The following is a 23,571-nucleotide window of genomic DNA, read 5'->3' as shown; positions in this document are numbered from 1 at the left end:
ATTTGTCGCGCGTCTTATAACACTTCGAGTCTGGCATACGAGGCGACCAGCCACTTAATACCTTCACCTTGAAAAGCGATCTGCAAACGGGCGTGCTCGCCGCTGCCTTCAAGATTAATCACGGTACCTTCACCAAATTTAGGATGGTTTACCCGCTGGCCTAGCTTATAGCCGCTGTCATTGTGGCTAATTGGCGCGCCCATACGGCTATGGCTAACCGGACGACTCACGCTGGCCCGTAAACGCACCTCTTCAATGCACTCTTCCGGCAATTCACCAATAAAGCGAGATGGGCGATGATAAACCTCTTTGCCGTATAAACGACGGGTTTCCGCATAGGTTAGCGTTAGCTTTTGCATGGCGCGGGTAACGCCAACGTAGGCAAGGCGACGCTCTTCTTCCAGACGGCCGCCTTCATCGAGCGACATCTGGCTAGGAAACATTCCCTCTTCCATACCAACAATAAACACCTGCTGAAATTCCAGACCTTTGGCTGAGTGAAGCGTCATTAGCTGTACCGCGTCTTGATAAGCATCGGCCTGCCCCTCGCCGGCTTCCAGCGCAGCATGGGATAAAAACGCCTGTAGCGGCGTCAGATCCATATCTTCATCTGAAAAACTGAACTGGCGAGTTGCGGTTACCAGCTCCTCTAAGTTTTCTACTCTAGCCTGCCCTTTCTCGCCCTTCTCCTGCTCGTACATCATACGCAGCCCTGAATCGCGTATTACGCGATCTGTCTGAACGTGTAAGGGCAAGTCACAGGTTTCTCGCGTTAAGGCTTCAATCAGCTCAATAAAGCGCTGTATGGCCCCTGCGGCACGCCCGGCCAGCGCTTTTTCCTGTAAAAGAGCAACAGAAGCCTCCCACAGAGTAATTTGGCGGTCACGGGCTGCATGGCGGATAACGTCTAGAGAGCGATCGCCAATGCCGCGGGTTGGAGTATTAACTACCCGTTCAAAAGCCGCATCATTATCAGGATTGGCAATTAAACGCAGATAGGCCAGAGAGTCTTTAACTTCTTGCCGCTCGAAGAAACGCATACCGCCGTAAATTCGGTACGCCGTACCGGACTGTAATAACGCCTCTTCGAGTACCCGCGACTGAGCGTTGCTGCGATAAAGAATAGCGCAGTCGTTAAGGGCTCCGCCGCTATCCTGAAAGGCTTTAATCCGGCTGACAACAAAACGTGATTCGTCCAATTCATTAAAGGCACAATACAGGGAAATAGGCTCGCCCTGCTCGCCGTCGGTCCAGAGCTCTTTGCCCAGACGGCCGTCGTTATTCGCGATTAAGGTATTTGCCGCTTTTAAAATATTGCTGGTTGAACGGTAGTTTTGCTCCAGACGCACGGTCTCTGCACCCGGGAAGTCATCAAGGAAACGTTGAATATTCTCAACCTGTGCGCCGCGCCAGCCGTAAATAGACTGATCGTCATCGCCAACAATAATAACCTTTGAAGAGTTACCGGCCAGCATGCGGATCCAAGCGTATTGAATACGGTTGGTATCTTGGAATTCATCCACCAGAATATTGCTAAAGCGTTCACGATAATGATTCAAAATTTGCGGCTTATGCAGCCAAAGCTCATGGGCCCGCAGCAACAGCTCAGCAAAGTCCACCAGACCGGCGCGGTCACAGGCTTCCTGATAGGCCTGATAAATGCGTAACCATGTGCTTTCGGTCGGATTACCGTAGGTATCGATGTGCTGAGGGCGTAAACCATCATCTTTTTTGTTGTTGATGTACCACATAGCCTGACGCGGAGCCCACTGTTTCTCATCCAGATTAAGCGCCTTAATCAAACGCTTGAGCAGGCGAAGCTGATCTTCACTGTCGAGTATCTGAAAGTCCTGCGGCAGGTTGGCATCAAGATGATGGGCGCGTAATAAGCGATGGGCCAAACCGTGGAAAGTACCAATCCACATGCCACCCTGGCTGGTACCAATTAGCTGTTCAATACGATGGCGCATTTCTGCGGCGGCTTTATTGGTAAAGGTGACCGCCATAATGGAATAGGGGGAGCAATGCTCTACGGACATTAGCCACGCAATGCGGTGAACCAGCACCCGCGTTTTTCCACTACCGGCTCCGGCAAGCACCAACATGTTGGTACGAGGGGCCGCAACGGCTTCGCGTTGCTTATCGTTAAGGCTTTCGATCAGGTAGGAAACGTCCATTATTGCGCCATATACTGGTAATTTATACAGATGATTAGAGAGTTTATATCAACAGGCACAGCGAATCCAACCGGGAAATTTCAATATGCGGTAATAAGCACCCGGTTGGTTCATCAAATAAACTTTTATTTCGATCGTTAATCCAGCACGCCTGCAGCCCATGACGTAGCGCTCCGGCAACGTCAGTGACTAAATCATCGCCAACGTGGAGCAGCGATTCAGGCGATAAATTTAATTGCTGTGCGGCACTCAGATACATATCGCCGAAGGGCTTTGCCCGCCCTGCGGGACCGGCTCGCAGCACCATTTTAAAATAGTCACTCAGGCCAAACAGTTCAGGGTCAGCATTTCCGTTGGTAATAGCAACGAGCGGGTAGCGCGTCGCCAGCAGGCTCAGCGTTACGTGGGTTGACTGAGGAACGTCAATACGGCTGCGCCAGTAGCGGAAGTTTTCCATTGTCAGCGCGGCGCCTTCGGCTGCGGCGCTATCGCTATAACCGTATTTCGTCAGCGTGACTTCAAACGCCCGGCGTCGCCATTCGCTCACGTCGTGATAAATATCCGGATGCTGTTCAAGCAAATCCATACGGATTTGGTTAAATCCTTTGCGATCTAAAGCGGCTAGCTGCGGGAACTGCTGTTGCATAAAACTCACCACTTCCAGCTCGGTACGCTCAATCACCGGGCGGTTATCATAGAGCGTGTCATCGAGATCGAAGGTTAACGCTTTAACCGGCCCTAACGGGCGATAAAAATGCATCAGGCTTTCCCTCTTTTGGCCCGTGGATGAGCAGCGTCGTAAACCGTGGTCAGATGCTGGAAATCCAAATGGGTATAAATTTGAGTCGTAGAGAGGTTAGCATGGCCGAGCAATTCCTGTACCGCTCTGAGATCTCCGCTGGATTCCAGCATATGAGTGGCAAAAGAGTGCCTGAGCTTGTGTGGGTGCACATGGCTACTAATCCCCTGCTTAACGCCCCATTGGGCAAACCGTTTTTCTACGTTTCGGGCTGAAATACGGTTTCCATGCTTAGAAATAAACATCGCGTCGTCGTCCGGCGCATAAAAATCACGAACGGATAACCAGTGATTGATCCATTCAATCGCCATTTTACCGATGGGCAGCTTTCGCTCTTTACTACCTTTACCAATCACTCTGATTTCACCGGCGTCGAGATTAACCTGCCGGCAGTCTAATCCGACTAACTCCGATAAACGCAAGCCTGCGCCGTACATCAGCTCAAGCATCGCCCGATCGCGAATCGCCAACGGGTCGTTCATATCGATATCCAGCAAGTGGCTGACTTCATCGACGTCCATATTTTTAGGCAGATGGCGGCCTTTGCGAGGAGTAGAAATGCCTTTTGCCGGATTGGCGCTGATTTTCCCCTGCCCCACCAGCCAGTCAAGGAAGCTACGCAGGGCCGAAAGCCGAAGGGCTAAGCTGGCGGACTGTAACCCAGAGCGCTTACTACGGGCGGCTAGCGTTCTTACGCCAGCGGCGTCGAGCTTCGGCCACTCAATAATATGAATCTCGACCGCCAGTTCGATAAGAACCGCAAGCTGGCGTTGATAGCTTTTTAACGTATAAGGGCTCAACTGGCGCTCAACCCGAAGATAACGAAGAAAATCATTAACCGGGTTTTGCAATGACGGGCAGGATAATTCAGCCGGACGATCGGTCATACCGGTTCAATCCAACGGGCCAGCAGGCCGGGTAGCAAGATGCTCAATTGATTGAGCAACAGCGTTCCCATTTCCGCATGATAATGATGCGTATCGCGGCTGATAAACACTACCAAGCCTAAATCGCCCATTTTTCCTAACAGCGAAAGCGCTACCGAACCGACCATTTTGGCTTCCGGCATCAGCAATAAAATTTCAGGGCCATTCAGTTGGCCTAAATACTGATTACGATCGCCTAGGCGCTGGATCCTCATCGGTTCAAAAGCCTGCCGAGATAAAGACAGATGGGTAAAACCAGAGGGGGCATTTAAACGCCATTTTTCACTGAACAGGCGAACAACGGCACCGGCCAGCCCCAGAGAGCGGGCCCAGTTTTGTAACCGCGCTAAAAAGTCTTGCAGACTGTCGGCCTGAACTAACTCATTTTGCAGATTAATCAGGCGGCCAAACAGGATTTCATTGGCCGTAGCCTGCTCCATAAGCAGCGTAATTTCTTCTTCCAACTGCTGGATATGATTGCGCTGCCGGCTCATTTGCCATTCCACCAGCGAGACGCTGTCTCTGACTGGATGAGGAACGCGCATTTGTTCAATCTGGCGAGAATTACGTATAAAGAAATCCGGATTATTCAACAAATATTGACTGACAGCATCATCACTAAGCTTTACCCGTTCTAGCTCCGGCACGTCTCCGCCATCTTTTGTATGATTACTCATAGGTGAATAAATCCATCATAAACGTGTGTAGCAGGCCCAACCATGTATAGCGGATTGCCCGGCCCTTTCCAACTGATAGTCAGGCTTCCCCCCGGCAGGTCAACGTGAACCTGTTCATCTAGAACGCCCTGACTGATACCAATAGCAACCGCTGCGCAAGCACCGCTGCCGCAGGCCTGAGTTTCTCCGGCACCGCGTTCATAAACTCTCAAACGGATCTGACTGCGGCTGACAACCTGCATAAAACCGATATTAGCACGTTCAGGGAACCGCTCATGGCTTTCCAATAGCGGGCCTAAAACCCCAACGCTGGCAGTTTGTACGTCTTCAACCTGTAATACACAGTGTGGGTTACCCATTGAGACCACGCCACCGAAAACAGTATGTTCCAATGCCCGAAAAATGTAGGTCTTTTCTATTCTTGGCGCTCTGAACGGCACATTGGCGGGTTCAAAATCGGGCTCGCCCATATTAACGGTAACCAGCTCATCTTCACTGACGGACAGCGTCATGCGGCCATTCTGGGTACTGACTTTAATTTCCTGTTTGTTGGTTAAACCTTTTAACCGGACAAAACGGGCAAAACAGCGGGCACCGTTACCACATTGGGCAACTTCGCTACCGTCAGCGTTGAAAATGCGATAATGAAAATCCAGATCCGGATCGTAAGGCGCCTCAACCACTAACAGTTGATCGAACCCGACGCCATAATGACGATCCGCCAGGCGGCGAATCAGTTCCGGAGAAAAATAAACGTTCTGTGTCACCGCGTCGACAACCATAAAGTCATTGCCTAAACCATGCATTTTAGAGAATTGCATTTGACTACCCCACTTATAGCGCCTAATCATCCCTGATAGTCGCCAATTAAATTCTCGTCTTGCCAGGCCAGCTTTGCGCTTTATCGTTATTGGTGCAGCCCAGAGCAGAACTAGAAAACAGATGACTTTAGATTACTTCACCAAATGCTCACCACGCCATAAATCTTCAATACGTTCACGCTCACGAACTAAATGGGCTTGGGCACCATCAACCATAACTTCCGCAGGGCGGCAGCGGGTATTATAGTTTGAACTCATGCTAAAACCGTATGCCCCTGCGCTACGTACTGCCAGCAGGTCACCTTGGCTGATATTAAGCTCACGCTGCTTGCCCAAGAAATCACTGGTTTCACACACTGGCCCAACAACGTCATAAATCTGGTTGCCCTTGTTGGACGCGTTTTGTTCTACGGGAATAATCTTCATCCATGCTTCATATAGAGCAGGCCTGATTAAATCATTCATGCCCGCGTCAACAATAGCAAAATGGTGGTCATCCTGATCTTTAATATATTCGACCTTAGTCACCATAATACCGGCGTTGGCGGCGATTGCCCTGCCCGGTTCAAAACAAAGCTCTAAATGCTCGCGACCTTTAAGCTTATCTAAAAGGGCGGCGGCATATTCCATCGGCTCTGGCGGAGTTTCATCGTCATAGCGTACGCCTAATCCACCACCAAGATCCAGATGATGAATAGTAATGCCGTCTTCCGCCAGTTGGTCCAATAGCACTAACATACGATCTGTTGCATCAAGGAACGGCGATAACTCTGTCAGCTGAGAGCCGATATGGCAGTCTACTCCGCGAATGTTGATATGGGCTAGTTCATTAGCAATACGGTATGCCTCGCGGGCAAGCTGATAGCTGATACCAAATTTATTCTCTTTCAGGCCGGTCGAGATGTAAGGGTGCGTTTTTGCATCAACGTCTGGATTAACCCGTAACGAGATCGGTGCTTTAACACCCATTTCGCCAGCAACCTCATTCAGCCGATACAATTCAGGCAGTGACTCAACGTTAAAACAACGGATACCCACTTCCAGAGCCCGTTTCATTTCAGCGACCGTTTTAGCCACGCCGGAAAAGACAATCTTAGCTGGATCGCCACCGGCGGCTAATACCCTCTCCAACTCACCCAAAGAGACAATATCAAACCCAGAACCCAAACGGGCTAACAGATTAAGAAAGGCTAAATTACTATTCGCTTTAATGGCGTAGCAAATCAAATGGGGGTGGTTAGACAAAGCGTTATCAAAAGCGTGCCAGTGTCGTTCGATAGTCGCGCGGGAATAGATATAAAGAGGCGTACCGAAACGCGACGCCAAGTCAGCTACGGCCACGTCTTCAGCCCACAGCCGCCCGTCTTTGTAATTAAAGTAATCCATAATACTTTGCCTAATCTGTTTTATACTACGGGCATAACGCCCAAGATTTCATATCGCGCAAGTTACCTGACTAATCCTAAGCCACACTCACCGGTCTTTTTGTTATTTAGCGGCGTCACTTTCGGCCTGAGCATTACTTTCAGTCTGTGCTGGCTTTACTGATTCAACCTTTTTTTCCTTCTTAGGCGGTTCATCCGTTGGCATATATAGTGGGCCTTTTAAGCCGCAGCCAGCTAACCAAAGGGTGGTCAAAACCAATAATGAGCAACGAAATTTTTTATTCATTAAAATAAGCCTGTGATTCATTTTGTTTAGCCCTCTATAATCGCAGCTAGATCGCGAAATGCAATAGGAATTCTGACTATGAATGATACTGAATTTCATCAACTGTCCGATAAGTTGATGCTCTATATCGAACAAGCCATCGATAATATTGATAGTGACGCTGATATTGACTATGAAACCAACGGTGGAGTCATGTCACTTTCCTTTGAAAATGGAAGTAAAATTATTATTAACAAACAAGAATCTATGCGACAGATATGGCTAGCAACCAAAAGCGGTGGGTATCATTTTGATTACCGTGACGGTTCTTGGTATTGCGATCGCAGTGGGCAAGAATTCTTATCCATACTCTCGAAAGCTTGCACTCAGCAGTCAGGTGAAGACGTTTCACTGTTGAAATAAATTTTATTCCGCTGGTAAAAAAGCAAGGCCGGAGCGTTATGTCGCGTTCCGGCCTCGTTATCTTTAGCCCACGGAGAAATTCATCAAAAGGTGTGGCTTAGCACAATATCTTTTTTGGTGATGGGAACCGAAGGGCTGCTCAGCGGTGAAATTGAATGACTATTAAATGGAATGATACTGGCTTCATCATCAACCTGAACAATTTGGTAAAACTGCGGTAGATTGAAATTGACGGATCCGGAACCGTAGGTAAAGCGCTCATGCGACGAGGCATAAAAACGGCTAACATCACACACCAGTTCGTCAATTCCCCCTTGGCAGTTCAAATAGACTTCAACCCGATTGAGCTCATCAAGAATATAGATATTGAAGCCCTTATCGGCACTCTCAAAGAAAAACTGGATAATACCTTCACTGGCTGAACCGTCAATAATCTGCGGCAAGTGGTCTTGTTCCGCATTCAGCTGGATAGGAATACCGTTTAATTTGTTATTAGAAATAGCGCCGTAGAATTCCACAGCATTCTCTAGCTTTTGCACCGATACGCTTAAGCGTTCAAAAAACAGCCCCCAGGTCTGGCCGGCAATTCTCAACGCCTTAAAGCGATGGGATTCCTGACGGGTGCTGGATAACCGCAGGCTAATGCATTCGGACACCAGCTGTTGCAAACGGGTCTGGATTAATCCGCGCAGATGCTCGCTATAACAGAAAACGTCAACCGATTCAGGCGGTCTGGCGTCCTGATGCATCTTGCCCAAAATAGTTTTGAGCGCATCGAGCACGGCCTGACTACCGGTAAAGTGAAGCGTACGCACTTCATTCCATGAGTTACGATAGAGCAAATCAACGCTGCCAATCAGGCACTGCTCCTGCTTACCGAAGCTGAATACGTCTAACTTACCCAGGTCAAACGGCTGAGTCTCTTCCAAAAGAGAAGCGGTCGGATCGCTTTCAAGATTGACGATAAGCGCCAAGTGGCGGATTTCACAAGGGCTGTACAAGGCTTTTGGCGTTGAGGCGGGCACTCTTAACGGAAAATGTTTTGCAATATCCGCCACGAAAGCCTGTAGCTTTTCAGTACTACAGTGGTGGCTATTCTTAACGTGCAGTTGAGTATTTGGCGTCAGCAGGCCGTTAAAGTAGGACCACGCAACAAGCTTACTCAGATAACGGTTATATTCTAGCGGCTGATGGCCAATGATAGCATCGACGGTGGGAGCCTGATTATATAAGTACCATCCGGCCCGGTTAGCGCGATCCACCGGCACCTGAATAAACGTCAAGTTTTGTTCTGACAGGTCAGGCGATATCTGAGGGTTAACCAGCGTGACTTTGCCCGGTAGCGCTTCAAACGCGGCGTAGAGTTTGCGGGTCAAAACCCCAATATCCTGAGGGCTGGCACTCACGCTTAAGTTATTACGGCGGGCAAAACGAATCAGATTACGGTAGCTCTGCATCAGCGCATCCAGCAGTTCGTTATTTGCTTCCCGCACTCGTTCAATTTTCCAGTGGGCCCGGTTATCCAAAATTTTAATTCGATCCCGATCCCAGCCCCATTCAATCACTAACTGGCTTAGAGTTTCCCGACGCCAGTTACCCTGAGCCGGGATGGTTTCAGCCTGTTCAGACAGGCGTTCACAAACTTTTAGATAGAAACAGCGACGAACTAAATCAAGCCGGGCATCATCACCGATAGCCTGTAAATAAACCGTTACCCTTTCCAGCATCATGTAATAAGCGTCAAGGTTGAAAGCGTCGAGCTCGCCGTTGTGCAGTCTTCTTTTTATTTCTATTGCCAACAGCTGAGCCTGCGGATATTCCCAAGAATAAGTTTCAAGCAGCAGCGTTTTTAACACCGCTTTATAGGGGGAATCGATGCTTTTATATAGCTGCCACAGGCTGGCACCAAAATACTCTTCGGCAGATAGAGAACCCAGCCCGCCTAAATCAATCCATTCATCACGCTTAAGTCTGCCCTGAGCACAAAGCCCGGAAACGTACTCCTCGTAATTCATTTCTTGTTCGTCAGGAACCACGTTCCATAGCAGAGGTTTACCGGCCAGTCTCACTGCGCTGCGGTAAAACTCATCTAATAACAAAATATGCAGTGTAGAACCGCAGTCTTCACTGTCTAACTTACCGCTTTGATTCTGACGGAAACGGTTTTCATCAATCAGGAAGAAATTAACCTCAATCCCGAGAGACGCTGCCCATTGCTCAAGCAAAATACATTTTGCCTGCAAAATAGTGCGTTCATTGCCGTTTAACCAAGACTGATGACAGATCCAAATATCAAGGTCAGAAGACATACTTTGCCCGACAGAGGAAGTACTACCCATACAATAAACGCCGGTAATCGGCAAGGCCTGAGCGGCATGAGTACTGACAGGGATATCGGTGGCTTGACAAAAATCGACTAAATATTGGCGCTGAGCATCGTTAGGAGAGTAAAGACAAATACCGTGAGGAACAATACCATCCTGATAACCAGGCATTTTGGGGTGATGGTAATGTAAAAAAATGGGCAGCAGCGTGTACACCTGCTGAAAAGCGGATCCCATATTCGCCATAGCACGATTGATACGTAATTGATTTAACGCATCTAACCGCTGCTTTAATAAAGTCATATTAAGATGCAAGACGATTTGCCTGATTATTAATTCCTACGGTGATTAAAGGAACTACATTCTGGGTACATGCTTAAATAGCTGAAACTATCTACAACTGATTGCCAGAAACGTGATCAATTTAACACCTTGCGCGCTTGTCGTAAAGGTATTGAGAGAGTACTCACACCGCTCCAGCCCTATTTCTTGGCGAGATCAATACGGCATAATAAGTAGGAAGAATACTTTGCTGCTGAATAATAAATAATTTCAGCAACGCTGAACAGATTCGACGCGTTCAAAAATAGTGATAATAATTCTGCACGCTGACACTCAAGATACCAACTGATAGAATGGCCCGATATAATAAAAAGGTAATAATAAAGTATGTCTAACGAAATTATCCGCATCGCTACCCGCCAAAGCCCCTTAGCCTTATGGCAAGCGCATTACGTTCGGGATCGTTTACTTGAGTGCCATCCGGGCCTGACTGTGGAACTGGTAACGATGGTCACTAAAGGCGACATTATTTTAGATACCCCGCTCGCCAAGGTTGGCGGTAAGGGCCTATTTGTTAAAGAGCTTGAAGTCGCGATGCTGGAAGGGCGGGCCGATATCGCCGTTCACTCCATGAAAGACGTTCCCGTTGCATTTCCTGATGGGTTAGGCTTGGTGACCATTTGTGAACGAGAAGATCCCCGCGATGCCTTTGTTTCCAATAATTTTAGCTCGTTAGATGAGCTACCTGCAGGTAGCATTGTAGGAACGTCAAGCCTGCGTCGCCAGTGCCAACTAAGGGCCCGTCGCCCTGATTTAACGATTATAGATCTGCGCGGAAACGTCGGCACCCGTTTAGGCAAACTCGATAGCGGTAACTATGACGCCATCATTTTAGCCGCCGCGGGCTTAAAACGGCTGAAGCTTGAAGCACGAATTAGTGCCTATATGACGCCAGAAGAGTCATTGCCGGCCGTTGGTCAGGGTGCCGTTGGTATCGAATGCCGTCTGGACGATCGCCGAACCCGCGAACTTCTGGCTCCGCTCAATGACATAACCACTCAAATTAGAGTGCTGGCGGAGCGGGCAATGAATGCTCGTCTGGAAGGCGGCTGTCAGGTTCCGATTGGCAGCTATGCTGAACTGGAAGGCGATATTTTATGGCTAAGAGCGTTGGTGGGCGCACCGGACGGTAGCCAAATTATCCACGGAGAACGCCGTGGTTTGGCTGAGAATGCAGAAAAAATGGGTGTCGAACTGGCTGAAGAACTCTTAGCGCAGGGCGCAGACGTTATTTTGCACAACGTCTATAAAGATTACACGCCACAATGAGTATTCTGGTAACCCGTCCGTCCCCTTTCGGAGAGCTATTGGTCCAACAACTCATTGAGCAAGGCATGGACGCTTACCATACTCCATTGATCACATTCGGGCCGGGTAATGACCTGAATAAGCTACCAAGGTATCTGGCGGCGCTGAATCCTGAAGATATCGTGATTGCGGCATCTCAACATGCCGTGCACAATGCACAGCATCAGTTAGCGTTAGAAAATAATTCATGGCCAGCTAATGTTAACTATTTAGCCATCGGTTATAAAACCGCTTCTATACTAAAAACACACATACCGTATCCCGTTGGTTATCCCCAAGGTCGCGAAACCAGCGAGGAACTGCTAAAATTACCCCAATTACAGCAGGTTGCCGGTAAGAAGGTTCTTATATTGCGCGGGAATGGCGGCCGTGAATTTTTAGCCGAAGCGCTACACAAACTCGGCGCTGACGTGACCTTCTGCGAATGTTATCAACGCAATATGATAAATTATGATGGTGGAGCGCTTTGCCAGCGTTGGCAAAAACTCAACGTTGATAAGCTGGTAATGACCAGTGGAGAAATGTTACAACAGCTGTACGATCTCGTTCCTGTAAACTATCGACAGTGGCTATTAAATTGCCATTTAGTCGTTGTCAGTGAACGACTTGCCGCTAACGCTCTGGCGTTAGGCTGGAAGCAATGCCAAATTGCAGATAATGCCGATAATGATGCGCTGTTTCGCGCACTACAACAAATTTAACTACGGGATGTGCCAAGATGACGGATTCAACGACCCCATCAGCACCAGTTGAGCAAAAAAAAGCTTCAGCTGAAAAAAAAATAGAAACCACAGCTCCTAAAATAAAACAGGGCGGCCGTTCCGGCATGGCTCTGGGCGCTATCGCCATCGTTTTAGTCATCGCGCTTGGTGGCGGAATGTACTATCACGGCCATCAACAGGCAGCATCCCAGCAGGCAATCATCCAGAAGTTACAGTCCCAGATAGATGAGCTTAAAACTGGCCAGTCACAGGAAAAAGACCGTTTTGCAACATCAGTGAATCAGCAGTCTGAGTTATTAAAAAGCGCTGAACAGAAAATGGCAGAGCAAAGCGATGTGTTAAAAGCTCAGGAATCTCGCCTACAGGAATTACAAACCAAGATTACGGCTATCTCTAACAGCGATACTAAGATTTGGCGATTGTCCGAGGCTGATTACTTAGTGAAATTAGCCGCCCGCAAGCTGTGGAATGAACAAGATATCCCGACGGCGGAAAGCCTGCTTAAAAGCGCCGATGATTCATTGGCAGAGCTAAGAGACCCAAGCCTGAATGAAGTTCGTCAGGCTATTATTCAAGACATTAGCGCTATTTCAACCATCAGCCAGATCGATTTTGACGGTATTGCCCTGAAGCTAAATGAGCTATCCGATCAGGTGATGAACCTTCCATCAGCCAGCACCGACTGGGACAATACGCCGATGGATAAAGAGAGCACGGAAGTCAGCGGAGAGCTAAAAGACTGGCGCCAGAATTTAGAAAAGAGCTGGCATAACTTTATGTCTGAGTTTATCACCATTCGCTCGCGTGACGTCCCGGAAAATGAGCTGACCAGCCCACTGTTAACGCCAGACCAAGACACGTATTTAAGAGAAAACCTCAGGCTAAAACTGCTGATTGCTGCCCGCGCAGTTTCCCGCCATCAGGGCGATATTTACAAGCAGTCGCTGGAAAGTGTATCGACCTGGGTAAGGGCTTATTTCGATCCTGACCACTCTTCAACTAAAGCATTCCTTGAACAGCTCGACGATCTAAGTCAAGAGTCAATCAGCTTTGATTTACCAAAAGAGCTAAAGAGCTTAGAGCTGTTGAACAAAGTCACTCAGAGCCGCATGCGCAATATGGTGATACAAGAACCAGCACCTGCGCCATCGGCAACCAGTAATAAGGAGGGCTAATATGCTACGCATACTCTTTTTACTGGCCATATTAGTGGCGGGGATCGCTGTAGGGCCTATATTTGCAGGCCATCAGGGTTCAGTACTCATTCAGACCGATAATTACGACATTAAAATGAGCGTAACCGGGCTGGCAATTATCGTTTCCCTGTTATTTATCGTGCTGTTCTGCGTTGAATGGATATTACGAAGGGTATTTCATACCAGCGCCCGAACCAAGGGCTGGTTTGTCGGGCGCAAGAGCACTCGCGCTCGTAAACAAACGCGAGCAGCAATGCTTAAGCTGGCAGAAGGTGATTTTTCTCAGGTAGAAAAACTGCTGACCCGCAACGCAGACCATGCAGAACAGCCGGTGGTTAACTACCTTCTGGCCGCCGAGGCAGCCCAACAAAACGGCGAGACTCAGCGCATCAATGATTACTTAAGCCGCGCAGCTGAACTGGCTGATACCGATCAGCTACCGGTCGACATCACTCGAGTTCGTATTCAGCTGGCTCAGGGTGAATATCACGCTGCACGCCACGGCGTTGACCAGATATTAAATGACGCTCCACGTCATCCGGAAGTCCTGCGTCTGGCACAGCAAGCCTACTTAAAAACGGGCGGCTATGCCTCACTGCTCGACATTTTACCTTCAATCGAAAAAGCCAAGCTCTATGATGAAGATACGCTGGAAACTCTGCGAACTCAGGCTTACGTAGGATTGATGAATCAGGCTATGTCCGATGGAGGCAGTGAAGGCCTAAGCCAATGGTGGAAAGACCAGCCGCGTAAGGTACGCAATAATCATGCGTTACAAATTGAGCTAGCAGACCACTTTATTGCCTGCGATGACAACGAACAGGCACAAAAGATCATTCTAGATAGCCTAAAACGTCAGTACGATGAAAAACTGATTCGGCTAATGCCAAAGCTTATGTCAGGGAATCCTGAACCGTTAGAAAAAGAGCTTCGGTTACAAATTAATGAACACGGTTCAACCCCATTACTGAATAGCACACTAGGCCAGCTGCTTATGCAGCACGGTGAATGGGAACAGGCTAATCATGTATTGCTTGAGGCCATTAAACAGCGCCCGGATGCTCATGACTACGCATTACTGGCTGATACCTATGACAAGCTTAATCACCCACAGGAAGCAGCCCAGATGCGCCGTCAGGGGCTGGCTTTAACGCTGAAATAACCGAGTCTTAAATACCACAAAAAGCGGGCTTCATACACATACAGAAAGCCCGCTTCTATTTCCCCTTCCGCCCCTTCTCTCCTTTTGCCCTTGAATTACCGTATGGCAATTTTTAGGCAAAAAAAAACACTTGCCTAGACGGGCAAGTGTGAGAAAAAAAATTAGGTCAAAGGACAACATTGTGGTGTCTCACTCAACGTTATGTCTGATGTTTGATGACAATGTCATCATAAGTTAGACGATAGACACCATTACTCGGCTCTGCATCATTCGGTTAGCTTATGAAGCGGTCCTTAAACCAGCTATCATAAATAGGTGAATGAGCATCTACTCTTTAGATATTGCATTCATCGTGCCAACTTTGGCACTTCGTCGTTAAACTTCCATATAAAAAACGTAACTTACTAATTATTAAAATATAATTATTATTCTGTCTGCCAAATAAAATATATAGCGAAGACCTATTCAAATACCATCATCATAAATAAAACGTCTCTGTTTAGAGACAATAAAAGATAAATGCGATTTATTCATTTTAAATCAGATAATTAAATGTCTTTGAGCAACGACAAACCTGCATAAAACATCTAAAATCAGCGACAGTAGCCACGTAAAAACAATACCCGCAAGGAGCCGCGTGCTTGAATAACAAATTGAACTTGATAGCACTTCTATTTATTACGCTGTTTTTCTACTTTATTGCATTTGCCGTCTCTTTAAAATGGTTGCCGATGAGCGTTATGGCGGTGTATGTAATAGTTAGCATCATTACATTCCTGCTCTACATGAAAGATAAGTCAGCCGCCCAAAAAAATCATTGGCGTATAAAAGAAAGCACATTGCTTGTATTCGGATTATTTTGCGGATGGCCTGGTGCACTATTTGCCCAGCGAATGCTTCATCACAAAACCAAAAAAACTGAATTTCAGCTAGTTTACTGGCTTACTGTGATAATTCACTGCGGAGCGTTGGCGAGCATGCTTTATATTAAAAATACATGGATAATTAGATAAAAAAGATGGAAGGCTGCATTTACTCTTAAACTTTAGGCGTAAAAAAGCCTGCTTAAAAGCAGGTTTCTTAAAATTGGTCGGCGAGAGAGGATTACTCATCACTGCGTGATTCGCCCTTACGGGCCGTTGCTAAAGCAACGTTGTCTCGCTTCGCTCGGCTCAAACCTCCTTCGGAGGTTCTCATCCTCTTAAACTTTGGGCGTAAAAAAACCTGCTTAAAAGCAGGTTTTCTAAAATTGGTCGGCGAGAGAGGATTCGAACCTCCGACCCACTGGTCCCAAACCAGTTGCGCTACCAAGCTGCGCTACTCGCCGAAATGTACTTCTTTACTTCTTAACTACTAACGTTCGCAACTGCCGGAATCAAAAATTTGTGTGGTGCGAAGGGAGGGACTCGAACCCTCACATCCAAAGGACACTAACACCTGAAGCTAGCGCGTCTACCAATTCCGCCACCATCGCAATGCCACAAAACTTTTTTCAGTACTAAAATGGGGTGGCTAATGGGACTTGAACCCACGACAACTGGAATCACAATCCAGGGCTCTACCAACTGAGCTATAGCCACCATAAATTCTTGCTCAACCCGGTATTTAAACCGTAGAGACCATCTCAGCCCTTCCGCACTATAAATGGTGCGCCCGACAGGATTCGAACCTGAGACCTCTGCCTCCGGAGGGCAGCGCTCTATCCAGCTGAGCTACGGGCGCGTAGTAGTGCGCCGTTGCGGATGTGGATACTACGGATTTCGAGCCCGTCTGTCTAGACCTTTTTTCAGGAATTTTATTAATTGCTTACTTCATCAACGATTCGCCTATTTTTTTATCATAAACAAGGCTGCCCTCCCTTTTACCGATAATTAATTCCTCTTTATGCTCAATTTTTGCTTTCAGAATTGCTCAACCTCTTTTAAAGTCTGCTTTAGCGGGTGATAGGATGCCCGTGTACTAATAACAGCAAACGCACTCACTTCCCGCCAGACCGCATAACGGATACGGACATAACATAATTAGCCGTGAACGATCGGATGTAGTCATACGGGAAATTATCTATTTTAGGAACTCGTTCACCGTGAATAATTCAAATACGCTCTTTCGTTTTCTTCGTGGCAGTCTCGTGACCCAAATCCTGATTGGGCTATTGGCCGGCATTCTTTTAGCTTGGGCTTCGCTGCATACGACGAATGATTCATCATTACCCGCAGTGATCATTAATGGATTAAAGGGCATTGCCGATATATTGGGCCGTCTGTTTGTTGGTGCCTTAAAAGCCGTTGCCCCTATTCTGGTATTTATTCTGGTAGCCTCTTCTATCGCTAATCATAAGCAGGGACAAAAAACCAATATAAAATCCATTTTAGTCCTGTACCTTATCGGTACTTTTTCTGCCGCACTGGTCGCCGTACTCGGCAGCTTTATGTTCCCCTCTTCGCTGATGCTCTCCACCCACGATACCGGAATTACGCCGCCGAACAGCGTGATTGAAGTACTAAATACACTACTGTTCAAAATGGTTGATAACCCTATACGGGCTCTGATGGACGCCAACTATATTGGCATTTTGGTCTGGAGCGTGGGCTTAGGCGTAGCGTTACGCCATGCTTCTAACGGTACCAAAGAAGTCGTCAGCGATCTTTCCTATGGCATCGCTTTTATCGTGCGTCTGGTTATTCGATTGGCCCCGCTAGGTATTTTTGGTCTGGTGACGACCACGCTGTCAGATCCCGCAGCGGGATTTGACGCATTCGGCGGCTATATACATCTGCTTGCCGTGCTGATTGGCTGCATGCTGGTTGTCGCACTCATCCTTAACCCGCTGATTGTATTTTGCATCACCAAAAGAAATCCTTATCCGCTGGTATTCACCTGTTTGCGCGACAGCGGGATCCCGGCGTTTTTTACCCGCAGCTCTGCGGCAAATATTCCGGTCAACATGGCACTGTGCAAAAAACTGAACTTGCGCGAAGAAACCTATTCCGTGGCGATTCCACTGGGTAGTACTATCAATATGGCCGGAGCAGCAATCACTATCACAGTATTGACGCTGGCCGCAGTGCAAACGCTAGGCATTGACGTAGATATTCCAACGGCGCTGCTACTGAGCATCGTCGCCGCTGTCTGTGCCTGCGGTGCGTCAGGCGTTGCTGGTGGCTCATTACTCCTCATTCCGGTCTCTTGTAGCCTGTTTGGTATCCCTAACGATATTGCCATGCAGGTGGTTGCCGTTGGCTTTATTATCGGCGTGCTGCAGGACTCGGCAGAAACTGCGCTGAATTCTTCAACTGACGTAATCTTTACCGCTGCAGTGTGTAAGGCTGAAGAACAAAAACCGGCTACCGTAGGAACTTCAGCAGTACGGCAAGTAGAAGAGAGCTAGTTTCAATTTTTTCCCAATAAAAAAGCCCGTAAGGGCTTTTTTATTGCATGTTTAAATATAAGAATCAGAGTTTATTTCCGTAGTGATAAGACACATATTTCATTAGCTTAACCTGACGACGCCAGCGGGTTGGCTGAGCCAATAGTCGATATAACCACTCCAGCCCCATATTCTGCCAAATCTTTGGTGCGCGCTTCACGTGACCAGTAAATACGTCATATGTCCCGCCTACGCCCATATACAGAGCATCCGGATAAACCATACGACAATCACGCATCAACAACTCTTGCTTTGGAGACCCCATCGCCACGGTAACAAATTTAGCACCGCTGGCACGAATACGCTCAAACAGCGCATCCCGGTCATCAGGCTCGAAGTAACCGTCTTGGCTACCAACAATATTAACGTTCCATTGCGCTTTTAATTTCTGCTCAACTTCAGCCAGAATATCCAGTTTTCCGCCGATCAAAAAAACGGGCGTTCCGTTCTCGCCAGCCCGTTCCATCATGGCTTCCCACAGATCGGCACCGGCAATGCGCTGCATATCAACGTTAGGGTACTTACGACGGATCGAACGAACGATGCTAACTCCGTCTGCATATTTATATTCAGCCTTATCAATCAGCTCTCGCAAAGGCTTATCTTGCTCTGCGGTCATGACTTTCTCTGCATTAATGGCTATCAATGTCCCGGTACGCATATCGTTATCATTAAACAGATAATCAACAAACTGAGCCATATTACGAAAGCCCGATATTTCAATACCGCGGATACTATATTTAGCAATATTCACATTGCTCTCCTAAACCACTTTTGCATCACTGATTTTAGCCTGTCTAGCTGATATTGAATGACGAACGCGCTGCCGGACTATCCCGCAAGCATCAAACGCCCAATACAGCAACTTAGCCAAAATCAGACATAATAAAAACACCAACCCAAAGAACACTACGCGAGAAACAAATGAATCTAAACCTTCTCTGGCCAGCACAATAATGTTGAATATGGCTCCGAAACAAAAAGCCTGCAAAATAGCGCTCTTATAACGATTAGGTTCTGATTTCCCCTGCTCATAAAGCCAGTCAAACCACTTAATAATGAGCCCAACGCCAATGGCACCAAGCGGAATAAACCAAACTCCGCCCATCACAACCAAAGACCCGATAAGCGTTGGTGATATTGCCAGACCGGTATGATAATTCAACACTTCCCAGGTAAAATAGTTCGCCGTATTCACCACCAGATCGGGCCTTTCAGGCCATAGCCACGCTGGAATGAAAACGTAAAAGTCTCGGACAATCGGCGCCAGCCCCTGAAACTCAATTTTATCGTAATTTTGCAACAGCAGGGCCAGATTTTCCCATGGAGAGAAAGTATCGCGGGTCAAATAGAGGAAGGTATAAAATGCCTCATCGCCGGAAACATTCATGCCGTAACGCTTAAGCGCTAGCCAGAACATGCCGACAACGCCAGCCACTCCCGCCATGACCAGCATCCAAAGCGTAATATGCCCTCTAGCAATACCGATGAACAAGAACAATGCGAAAGCGATCAGAATATTAGCCCGGGTTCCACCGACAACAATATATGTCAGTATCCCGAAAGCCACCGTGCTGGCCAAAAACAGAAACCAGCTGCGGGTATTCTCTTTAAGGAAATAGACAATCAGCATGGCCGGAATGAAAAAGTAGAAGAAACGCTTTAGTGCAACGCCGGAAACATCGCTGGAAAATATTTGACTGTATTTCTCTAGCTTAAACAGCAAAAAGCCATTTTGTAAGAAGAAGATACCTACCGTTGATATAGCAACCAATGCCAGTAGCATCCACGTCAGGTTTGTTTCAACCCGATTCATCGTGAATATCGGCCTACGCGGCACGTCACTTGATTTTAATAATCGGGTTTTATAGCAAACATAGTAAATAGCATAGAAACAGGTTGCTGACAGCATGGCATTCAACAGGGAATCAACTTCAACTACCTGCACATCAAACTGAAAAACCAGCAAACAGGTCAGCGGAAAACCAAAATAGAAGGTCAATAAATAAAGTAGTGAAAACAAAACGTTAAAGTTGAAACGAACTCGCCTAAACTCTTTATAGGTTAAGAACAGAATAAAAACTAAAGAAATTAGGTAAACCGCAAACAAACCACCAAACTGTGCAGGCATCATTATTTCGTTTCTCCTGCAGCCACGCTAAGCGCCTGTTTCCAACCATCAATATAATTTGGATTAAAAAACGCAATATGGCGCTTATCTGATGCCTGTAGTTCAGCCTGAATATTTCTAACGGTCAATTCATCAACCTTATCACCATAAAACAGGAACGGAACCTTCTGTTCCTGAAGATCGTGCCAGAACGGATTATTCCGGCTAACGACGAATGGAACACCGCTCTGAATGAGCAAACAAAGCGTACCAATGCCCTGCTGGCGGTTAAATATAAAGTAGCCTAAATCACAGCCTGCCAGTATAGAAAGATAATCATCAAACGGGATCTGGTTAAGCAATAGCTCAACTTGCCCATGAGGGAATAGTGCATTAGCGCTGGCGCTAATCTCTGCGATATAGTTCTGATTATTCGCTGGGTATCCTAATGGGATAATTATCCTGACTTTTTCTGTACCAAATTTATCATGGATCTCTTGCAACGCTTCAATGTGACGGTTGGTTCTGTCGCCTGAATTACCCACTAAGATAGTCAATGGCTTCTGACTATTCTGCTCTACCGCTTTTGGCCGGTAAGCAGGATCCATCCGGGTCGGAAAATAGAGCAGAGAACTTGAAACGCGCGGATGTCGTTGCTGGTAATGAAGCAAATCACCGCGAGTGGCAAAAACGTGGCCGACTTTTCCTTGGGCAATACGACGAGCCAGATAAAACAATCGATATTTCCAGTTGACTGAATCTTCATATAAATCAGCCCCCCAAATATGCCAACTAACCCGCTGAGGCCTGATTTGGTTCAGCAATAATGCGAACCATAGCTTGGGATTAAACTGACCGTGGAATAAAAACCGTACCGATGGGTCTGACTTAGCTTTGGTAATCACAGCCTGAGCCAGCGATGCTTTGTCGCTATAATTATCAATATTTAACCGACTAAATGCTTCAAACGCAGAAATATCCTTAGCCGCGACCATAAAATACTTCGCATACTCATGTGGAGCCTGCTCTGACAAAACATCATTAAAAAAACGTAACACCGTTACGTTATGATGAGGAATGTCTGAACCTAATATGTGAATCAAAGTTGTCATGATCGTCTACGATAAATAAAGAAAACGCAGCTACAAAGGATAAAATAGATGACGTAGGTAGCCATATAAGACTGAGCGGCGCCTAATGCCCCATTTTGTGGTATTAGCCAATGAGAAAAACCGGTCAGTAGGGCAAATTGACTAACCTCTGTCAGTACATAAAATCTTAACGAAGCCTTGGCAATCACTAAATAGCCGAAAACGTAAGATCCGACTTTAAGGACGTCGCCGACTAATTGCCAGGCAAATAGATCGCGCATCGCTACAAATTTGCTAGAAAAAAGCAGCCAAATGGCAAAATCTCGCAAAACCCAAACGCTCAAACTCACCAGCGCGACCGCTGGCAGAACAAATTTCAAGGAACGCAGAATCTCTCGGGAGATATCCTGCTTGTTCGTCAGTCGGGAAAGGGTTGGCAGCAGATAGACGGTAAATGAGGCGGTGATAAACTGGAGGTATGCGTCTGAAATGCTGCTCACGCCCTGCCAAATTCCCACATCATCCCAACTGTAATTTTTAGCCAATAGGTTACGCATCATCACGTAGGCAACCGGTAAAGTCACTGACGTAATTAACGCCATAATGGTAAATTTGCCTAAATTGCTGGCTAATGCCTTATCCCACATGGGTTTAATATAGTGTAGTGGGATAGTTTTTCTGCGCCATAAAATAAAGCTGGCCGGAATAACGACTAATGCGGGTACTAACGCTAAACCCAGCAACGCGCCTTCATACCCACCAAGCAGGTAACAGGCAACATAGCCAACGACACCGAATAAACTACCGCCGATCACGCCAAGCGCATTACCAGCAGCGTCTCGATAGCCTTTTAATATCGCTAAGAAAAAGTTTGCGTAAGCAATCCCCATCTGGACAAAAGCCACAACCCTGACAACATTTTGGTATTTAGCATAGCCAAATAGCGCAGCGCTGATAGGCTCAGCAAACAGCAGGAAAATTACTGCCAGCAGCGTAGAAAAGCCTAAAATAATGCTGGCAGACGTCCCTAAGGCTTTACGTAACTGTTCAGGCTCTTGCTGATATTGAGCGACATACCGGGTAATACCGTTAAAAATACCGGCTCCCGACAATACGCCTAACACGGTAATTAGCTGACGAAAGTTACCGGCCTGCCCGACACCGCTGGGGCCAAATGAAACAGCCAGCAGCTTAACGATCAGCAGCCCTACGCCAATTTTGATCAGCGTAGAGCCTGCGGTCCATATTGATGCTTTGGCCAGAGACATATCAGGCGAAGTAGTTAAGGATAGTATTGATAACCGTACGTTGATTAATATCTGTCATATTAAAAAACAGCGGCAAACGCACTAAACGGTCACTCTCTTTGCTGGTATAACGATCTTCTCCGTGGAAAACGCCAAACTTCTCACCGGCCGGACAAGCGTGTAGAGGGATATAGTGGAAAACAGCCATAATTTCAGCTTCTTTCAAATAGTTAATAAAGCTGGTGCGATCTTCAACGTCTTTAAGCTTAATGTAGAACATATGGGCATTTTGCTTACAATCTGCAGGAATAACCGGTAGATCAATGCGCCCTTCTGCCGCTAGCGACTTAAACGCATCATAATAGTTATGCCAAAGTTCAAGACGACGTTGATTAATCATCTCAGCCACTTCAAGCTGGCCCCACAAATAAGCCGCCTGCAGATCCGCCATCAGATAGCTGGAGCCAATATCTCTCCAGGTATATTTATCGACCTGACCACGGAAAAATTGACTACGGTTAGTCCCTTTTTCACGGATAATTTCAGCCCGCTCAATCAGTGATGGATCGTTGATCAACGTAGCTCCGCCTTCACCGCCAGCAGTATAGTTTTTAGTTTCATGGAAACTAAAACAGCCAATATGACCGATAGTACCTAATGCTTTACCTTTATAAGTCGACATGACGCCCTGAGCCGCATCTTCAACCACAAACAGGTTATATTTTTTCGCCAGCGCCATAATCACGTCCATCTCGCAGGCTACGCCAGCGTAGTGAACGGGAACAATTGCCCGCGTATTTTCATTTATCGCCGCTTCGATTTTAGTTTCATCAATGTTCATTGTATCCGGGCGTAAATCCACAAATACCACTTTAGCACCGCGTAATACAAAAGCATTCGCAGTGGAAACAAAGGTAAAGCTCGGCATAATAACTTCATCGCCGGGTTTAATATCGAGCAATAAAGCAGCCATCTCTAGAGAGGCGGTACAGGAAGGCGTTAATAGAACCTTATGGCTACCAAAATGTTGTTCCATCCATTGCTGACAACGACGAGTAAAACCACCGTCACCACACAACTTACCGCTACCCATCGCGGCTTGCATATATTCTAATTCTGTACCAACAACCGGAGGAGTGTTAAACGGAATCATCTTTCCACCTAAATAA

At 47.0% G+C, this 23,571-nt stretch carries 20 protein-coding genes, 4 tRNA genes and 1 other RNA gene; 7 read left to right on the top strand and 18 right to left on the bottom strand.

All coding sequences use genetic code 11. The features are described from left to right. Positions 1-14: 14 nt before the first annotated feature. The 7 genes from uvrD to lptM form a co-directional block, all read right to left on the bottom strand. Positions 15-2,177, bottom strand: a complete 2,163-nt coding sequence (uvrD, locus tag GVI43_RS13700) for a DNA helicase II (RefSeq protein ID WP_159567418.1) — start codon at positions 2,175-2,177, stop codon at positions 15-17. Between the two features lie 43 nt (positions 2,178-2,220). Then, a complete protein-coding gene (yigB, locus tag GVI43_RS13695) occupies positions 2,221-2,937 on the bottom strand; it encodes a 5-amino-6-(5-phospho-D-ribitylamino)uracil phosphatase YigB (RefSeq protein WP_159567417.1) in 717 nt (238 codons plus the stop codon). Continuing rightward, positions 2,937-3,863: a tyrosine recombinase XerC gene (gene xerC / locus GVI43_RS13690; RefSeq protein ID WP_159567416.1), complete on the bottom strand. Its 927-nt coding sequence runs from the start codon at positions 3,861-3,863 to the stop codon at positions 2,937-2,939. The genes yigB and xerC overlap by 1 nt, the downstream gene beginning before the upstream one ends. Next, complete coding sequence (locus tag GVI43_RS13685) at positions 3,860-4,579, bottom strand: DUF484 domain-containing protein (protein WP_159567415.1); 720 nt, start codon at positions 4,577-4,579, stop codon at positions 3,860-3,862. Before GVI43_RS13685 ends, xerC begins: the two co-directional genes overlap by 4 nt. Then, positions 4,576-5,400 (bottom strand): diaminopimelate epimerase, encoded by an 825-nt coding sequence (gene dapF, locus GVI43_RS13680; protein ID WP_159567414.1) that lies wholly within the window; start codon positions 5,398-5,400, stop codon positions 4,576-4,578. Before dapF ends, GVI43_RS13685 begins: the two co-directional genes overlap by 4 nt. 132 nt (positions 5,401-5,532) lie before the next feature. After that, positions 5,533-6,786, bottom strand: a complete 1,254-nt coding sequence (gene lysA, locus GVI43_RS13675) for a diaminopimelate decarboxylase (RefSeq protein ID WP_159567413.1) — start codon at positions 6,784-6,786, stop codon at positions 5,533-5,535. Positions 6,787-6,888: 102 nt separating this feature from the next. Then, on the bottom strand, positions 6,889-7,071 hold the full coding sequence (gene lptM, locus GVI43_RS13670; protein ID WP_246201860.1) for an LPS translocon maturation chaperone LptM: 183 nt from the start codon (positions 7,069-7,071) through the stop codon (positions 6,889-6,891). A gap of 78 nt (positions 7,072-7,149) precedes the next feature. Between lptM and cyaY the strand changes: the two genes are divergently transcribed. Next, positions 7,150-7,473 carry an iron donor protein CyaY gene (gene cyaY / locus GVI43_RS13665; RefSeq protein WP_159567411.1) on the top strand — a complete coding sequence of 108 codons (324 nt, stop codon included), beginning with the start codon at positions 7,150-7,152 and terminating at the stop codon, positions 7,471-7,473. Between the two features lie 83 nt (positions 7,474-7,556). Here cyaY and GVI43_RS13660 read toward each other — a convergent pair whose 3' ends face one another. Continuing rightward, the gene (locus GVI43_RS13660) at positions 7,557-10,100 is read right to left on the bottom strand and encodes a class I adenylate cyclase (protein WP_425482154.1); all 2,544 of its coding nucleotides are present in this window, start codon (positions 10,098-10,100) and stop codon (positions 7,557-7,559) included. A gap of 366 nt (positions 10,101-10,466) precedes the next feature. On the opposite strand from GVI43_RS13660, the gene hemC reads away from it, so the two are divergent. The 5 genes from hemC (at position 10,467) to GVI43_RS13635 (ending at position 15,540) form a co-directional block, all read left to right on the top strand. Continuing rightward, on the top strand, positions 10,467-11,408 hold the full coding sequence (gene hemC / locus GVI43_RS13655) for a hydroxymethylbilane synthase (RefSeq protein WP_159567409.1): 942 nt from the start codon (positions 10,467-10,469) through the stop codon (positions 11,406-11,408). Further along, entirely contained in the window at positions 11,405-12,148 is a 744-nt protein-coding gene (gene hemD, locus GVI43_RS13650) for a uroporphyrinogen-III synthase (protein ID WP_159567408.1), read from the top strand. The genes hemC and hemD overlap by 4 nt, the downstream gene beginning before the upstream one ends. Positions 12,149-12,165: 17 nt before the next feature. Then, positions 12,166-13,344, top strand: a complete 1,179-nt coding sequence (gene hemX, locus GVI43_RS13645) for a uroporphyrinogen-III C-methyltransferase (RefSeq protein WP_159567407.1) — start codon at positions 12,166-12,168, stop codon at positions 13,342-13,344. Between the two features lies 1 nt (position 13,345). Next, positions 13,346-14,527, top strand: coding sequence for a protoheme IX biogenesis protein HemY (hemY, locus tag GVI43_RS13640; protein ID WP_159567406.1), 1,182 nt, complete (start codon positions 13,346-13,348; stop codon positions 14,525-14,527). A gap of 641 nt (positions 14,528-15,168) precedes the next feature. After that, entirely contained in the window at positions 15,169-15,540 is a 372-nt protein-coding gene (locus GVI43_RS13635; protein WP_159567405.1) for a DUF1294 domain-containing protein, read from the top strand. Positions 15,541-15,614: 74 nt separating this feature from the next. On the opposite strand, the gene GVI43_RS13630 is transcribed toward GVI43_RS13635, so the two are convergent. From GVI43_RS13630 to GVI43_RS13610, 5 genes are all read right to left on the bottom strand, one after another. Further along, positions 15,615-15,745, bottom strand: a non-coding RNA gene (locus GVI43_RS13630) — RtT sRNA. Positions 15,746-15,777: 32 nt separating this feature from the next. Further along, a tRNA-Pro gene (locus GVI43_RS13625) sits at positions 15,778-15,854 on the bottom strand. Between the two features lie 61 nt (positions 15,855-15,915). Then, positions 15,916-16,001 (bottom strand) — tRNA-Leu (locus GVI43_RS13620). A gap of 30 nt (positions 16,002-16,031) precedes the next feature. Next, positions 16,032-16,107: transfer RNA gene (locus GVI43_RS13615), tRNA-His, on the bottom strand. Positions 16,108-16,172: 65 nt separating this feature from the next. Further along, positions 16,173-16,249 (bottom strand) — tRNA-Arg (locus GVI43_RS13610). A 361-nt stretch (positions 16,250-16,610) separates the two neighbouring features. Here GVI43_RS13610 and sstT point away from each other — a divergent pair. After that, positions 16,611-17,915 (top strand): serine/threonine transporter SstT, encoded by a 1,305-nt coding sequence (sstT, locus tag GVI43_RS13605; RefSeq protein ID WP_159567404.1) that lies wholly within the window; start codon positions 16,611-16,613, stop codon positions 17,913-17,915. Between the two features lie 64 nt (positions 17,916-17,979). Here sstT and wecG read toward each other — a convergent pair whose 3' ends face one another. Genes wecG through rffA form a run of 5 tightly spaced genes read right to left on the bottom strand, consistent with a single transcriptional unit; the run spans position 17,980 to position 23,555 of the window. Then, a complete protein-coding gene (wecG, locus tag GVI43_RS13600) occupies positions 17,980-18,708 on the bottom strand; it encodes a lipopolysaccharide N-acetylmannosaminouronosyltransferase (RefSeq protein WP_159567403.1) in 729 nt (242 codons plus the stop codon). A gap of 9 nt (positions 18,709-18,717) precedes the next feature. Beyond that, the gene (gene wzyE, locus GVI43_RS13595) at positions 18,718-20,088 is read right to left on the bottom strand and encodes an ECA oligosaccharide polymerase (RefSeq protein ID WP_159567402.1); all 1,371 of its coding nucleotides are present in this window, start codon (positions 20,086-20,088) and stop codon (positions 18,718-18,720) included. Further along, complete coding sequence (locus tag GVI43_RS13590) at positions 20,088-21,176, bottom strand: TDP-N-acetylfucosamine:lipid II N-acetylfucosaminyltransferase (protein ID WP_159567401.1); 1,089 nt, start codon at positions 21,174-21,176, stop codon at positions 20,088-20,090. Before GVI43_RS13590 ends, wzyE begins: the two co-directional genes overlap by 1 nt. Beyond that, a complete protein-coding gene (gene wzxE / locus GVI43_RS13585; protein ID WP_159567400.1) occupies positions 21,173-22,423 on the bottom strand; it encodes a lipid III flippase WzxE in 1,251 nt (416 codons plus the stop codon). The genes GVI43_RS13590 and wzxE overlap by 4 nt, the downstream gene beginning before the upstream one ends. A 1-nt stretch (position 22,424) precedes the next feature. Continuing rightward, positions 22,425-23,555, bottom strand: coding sequence for a dTDP-4-amino-4,6-dideoxygalactose transaminase (gene rffA, locus GVI43_RS13580; protein ID WP_159567399.1), 1,131 nt, complete (start codon positions 23,553-23,555; stop codon positions 22,425-22,427). Positions 23,556-23,571 lie beyond the last annotated feature (16 nt).

Source organism: Budvicia diplopodorum (assembly GCF_009800925.1).
Lineage (GTDB): Bacteria > Pseudomonadota > Gammaproteobacteria > Enterobacterales > Enterobacteriaceae > Budvicia > Budvicia diplopodorum.
The sequence above is the reverse complement of the archived record's forward strand: the minus strand, read 5'-3'. Positions and strand labels throughout refer to the sequence as shown.

What these genes read in the sequence shown, in the direction of transcription:
- uvrD (WP_159567418.1), bottom strand. Translation starts at nt 2,177, where the DNA reads ATGGACGTTTCCTACCTGATCGAAAGCCTTAACGATAAGCAACGCGAA.
- yigB (WP_159567417.1), bottom strand. Translation starts at nt 2,937, where the DNA reads ATGCATTTTTATCGCCCGTTAGGGCCGGTTAAAGCGTTAACCTTCGAT.
- xerC (WP_159567416.1), bottom strand. Translation starts at nt 3,863, where the DNA reads ATGACCGATCGTCCGGCTGAATTATCCTGCCCGTCATTGCAAAACCCG.
- GVI43_RS13685 (WP_159567415.1), bottom strand. Translation starts at nt 4,579, where the DNA reads ATGAGTAATCATACAAAAGATGGCGGAGACGTGCCGGAGCTAGAACGG.
- dapF (WP_159567414.1), bottom strand. Translation starts at nt 5,400, where the DNA reads ATGCAATTCTCTAAAATGCATGGTTTAGGCAATGACTTTATGGTTGTC.
- lysA (WP_159567413.1), bottom strand. Translation starts at nt 6,786, where the DNA reads ATGGATTACTTTAATTACAAAGACGGGCGGCTGTGGGCTGAAGACGTG.
- lptM (WP_246201860.1), bottom strand. Translation starts at nt 7,071, where the DNA reads ATGAATAAAAAATTTCGTTGCTCATTATTGGTTTTGACCACCCTTTGG.
- cyaY (WP_159567411.1), top strand. Translation starts at nt 7,150, where the DNA reads ATGAATGATACTGAATTTCATCAACTGTCCGATAAGTTGATGCTCTAT.
- GVI43_RS13660 (WP_425482154.1), bottom strand. Translation starts at nt 10,100, where the DNA reads ATGACTTTATTAAAGCAGCGGTTAGATGCGTTAAATCAATTACGTATC.
- hemC (WP_159567409.1), top strand. Translation starts at nt 10,467, where the DNA reads ATGTCTAACGAAATTATCCGCATCGCTACCCGCCAAAGCCCCTTAGCC.
- hemD (WP_159567408.1), top strand. Translation starts at nt 11,405, where the DNA reads ATGAGTATTCTGGTAACCCGTCCGTCCCCTTTCGGAGAGCTATTGGTC.
- hemX (WP_159567407.1), top strand. Translation starts at nt 12,166, where the DNA reads ATGACGGATTCAACGACCCCATCAGCACCAGTTGAGCAAAAAAAAGCT.
- hemY (WP_159567406.1), top strand. Translation starts at nt 13,346, where the DNA reads ATGCTACGCATACTCTTTTTACTGGCCATATTAGTGGCGGGGATCGCT.
- wzyE (WP_159567402.1), bottom strand. Translation starts at nt 20,088, where the DNA reads ATGATGCCTGCACAGTTTGGTGGTTTGTTTGCGGTTTACCTAATTTCT.
- GVI43_RS13590 (WP_159567401.1), bottom strand. Translation starts at nt 21,176, where the DNA reads ATGACAACTTTGATTCACATATTAGGTTCAGACATTCCTCATCATAAC.
- wzxE (WP_159567400.1), bottom strand. Translation starts at nt 22,423, where the DNA reads ATGTCTCTGGCCAAAGCATCAATATGGACCGCAGGCTCTACGCTGATC.
- rffA (WP_159567399.1), bottom strand. Translation starts at nt 23,555, where the DNA reads ATGATTCCGTTTAACACTCCTCCGGTTGTTGGTACAGAATTAGAATAT.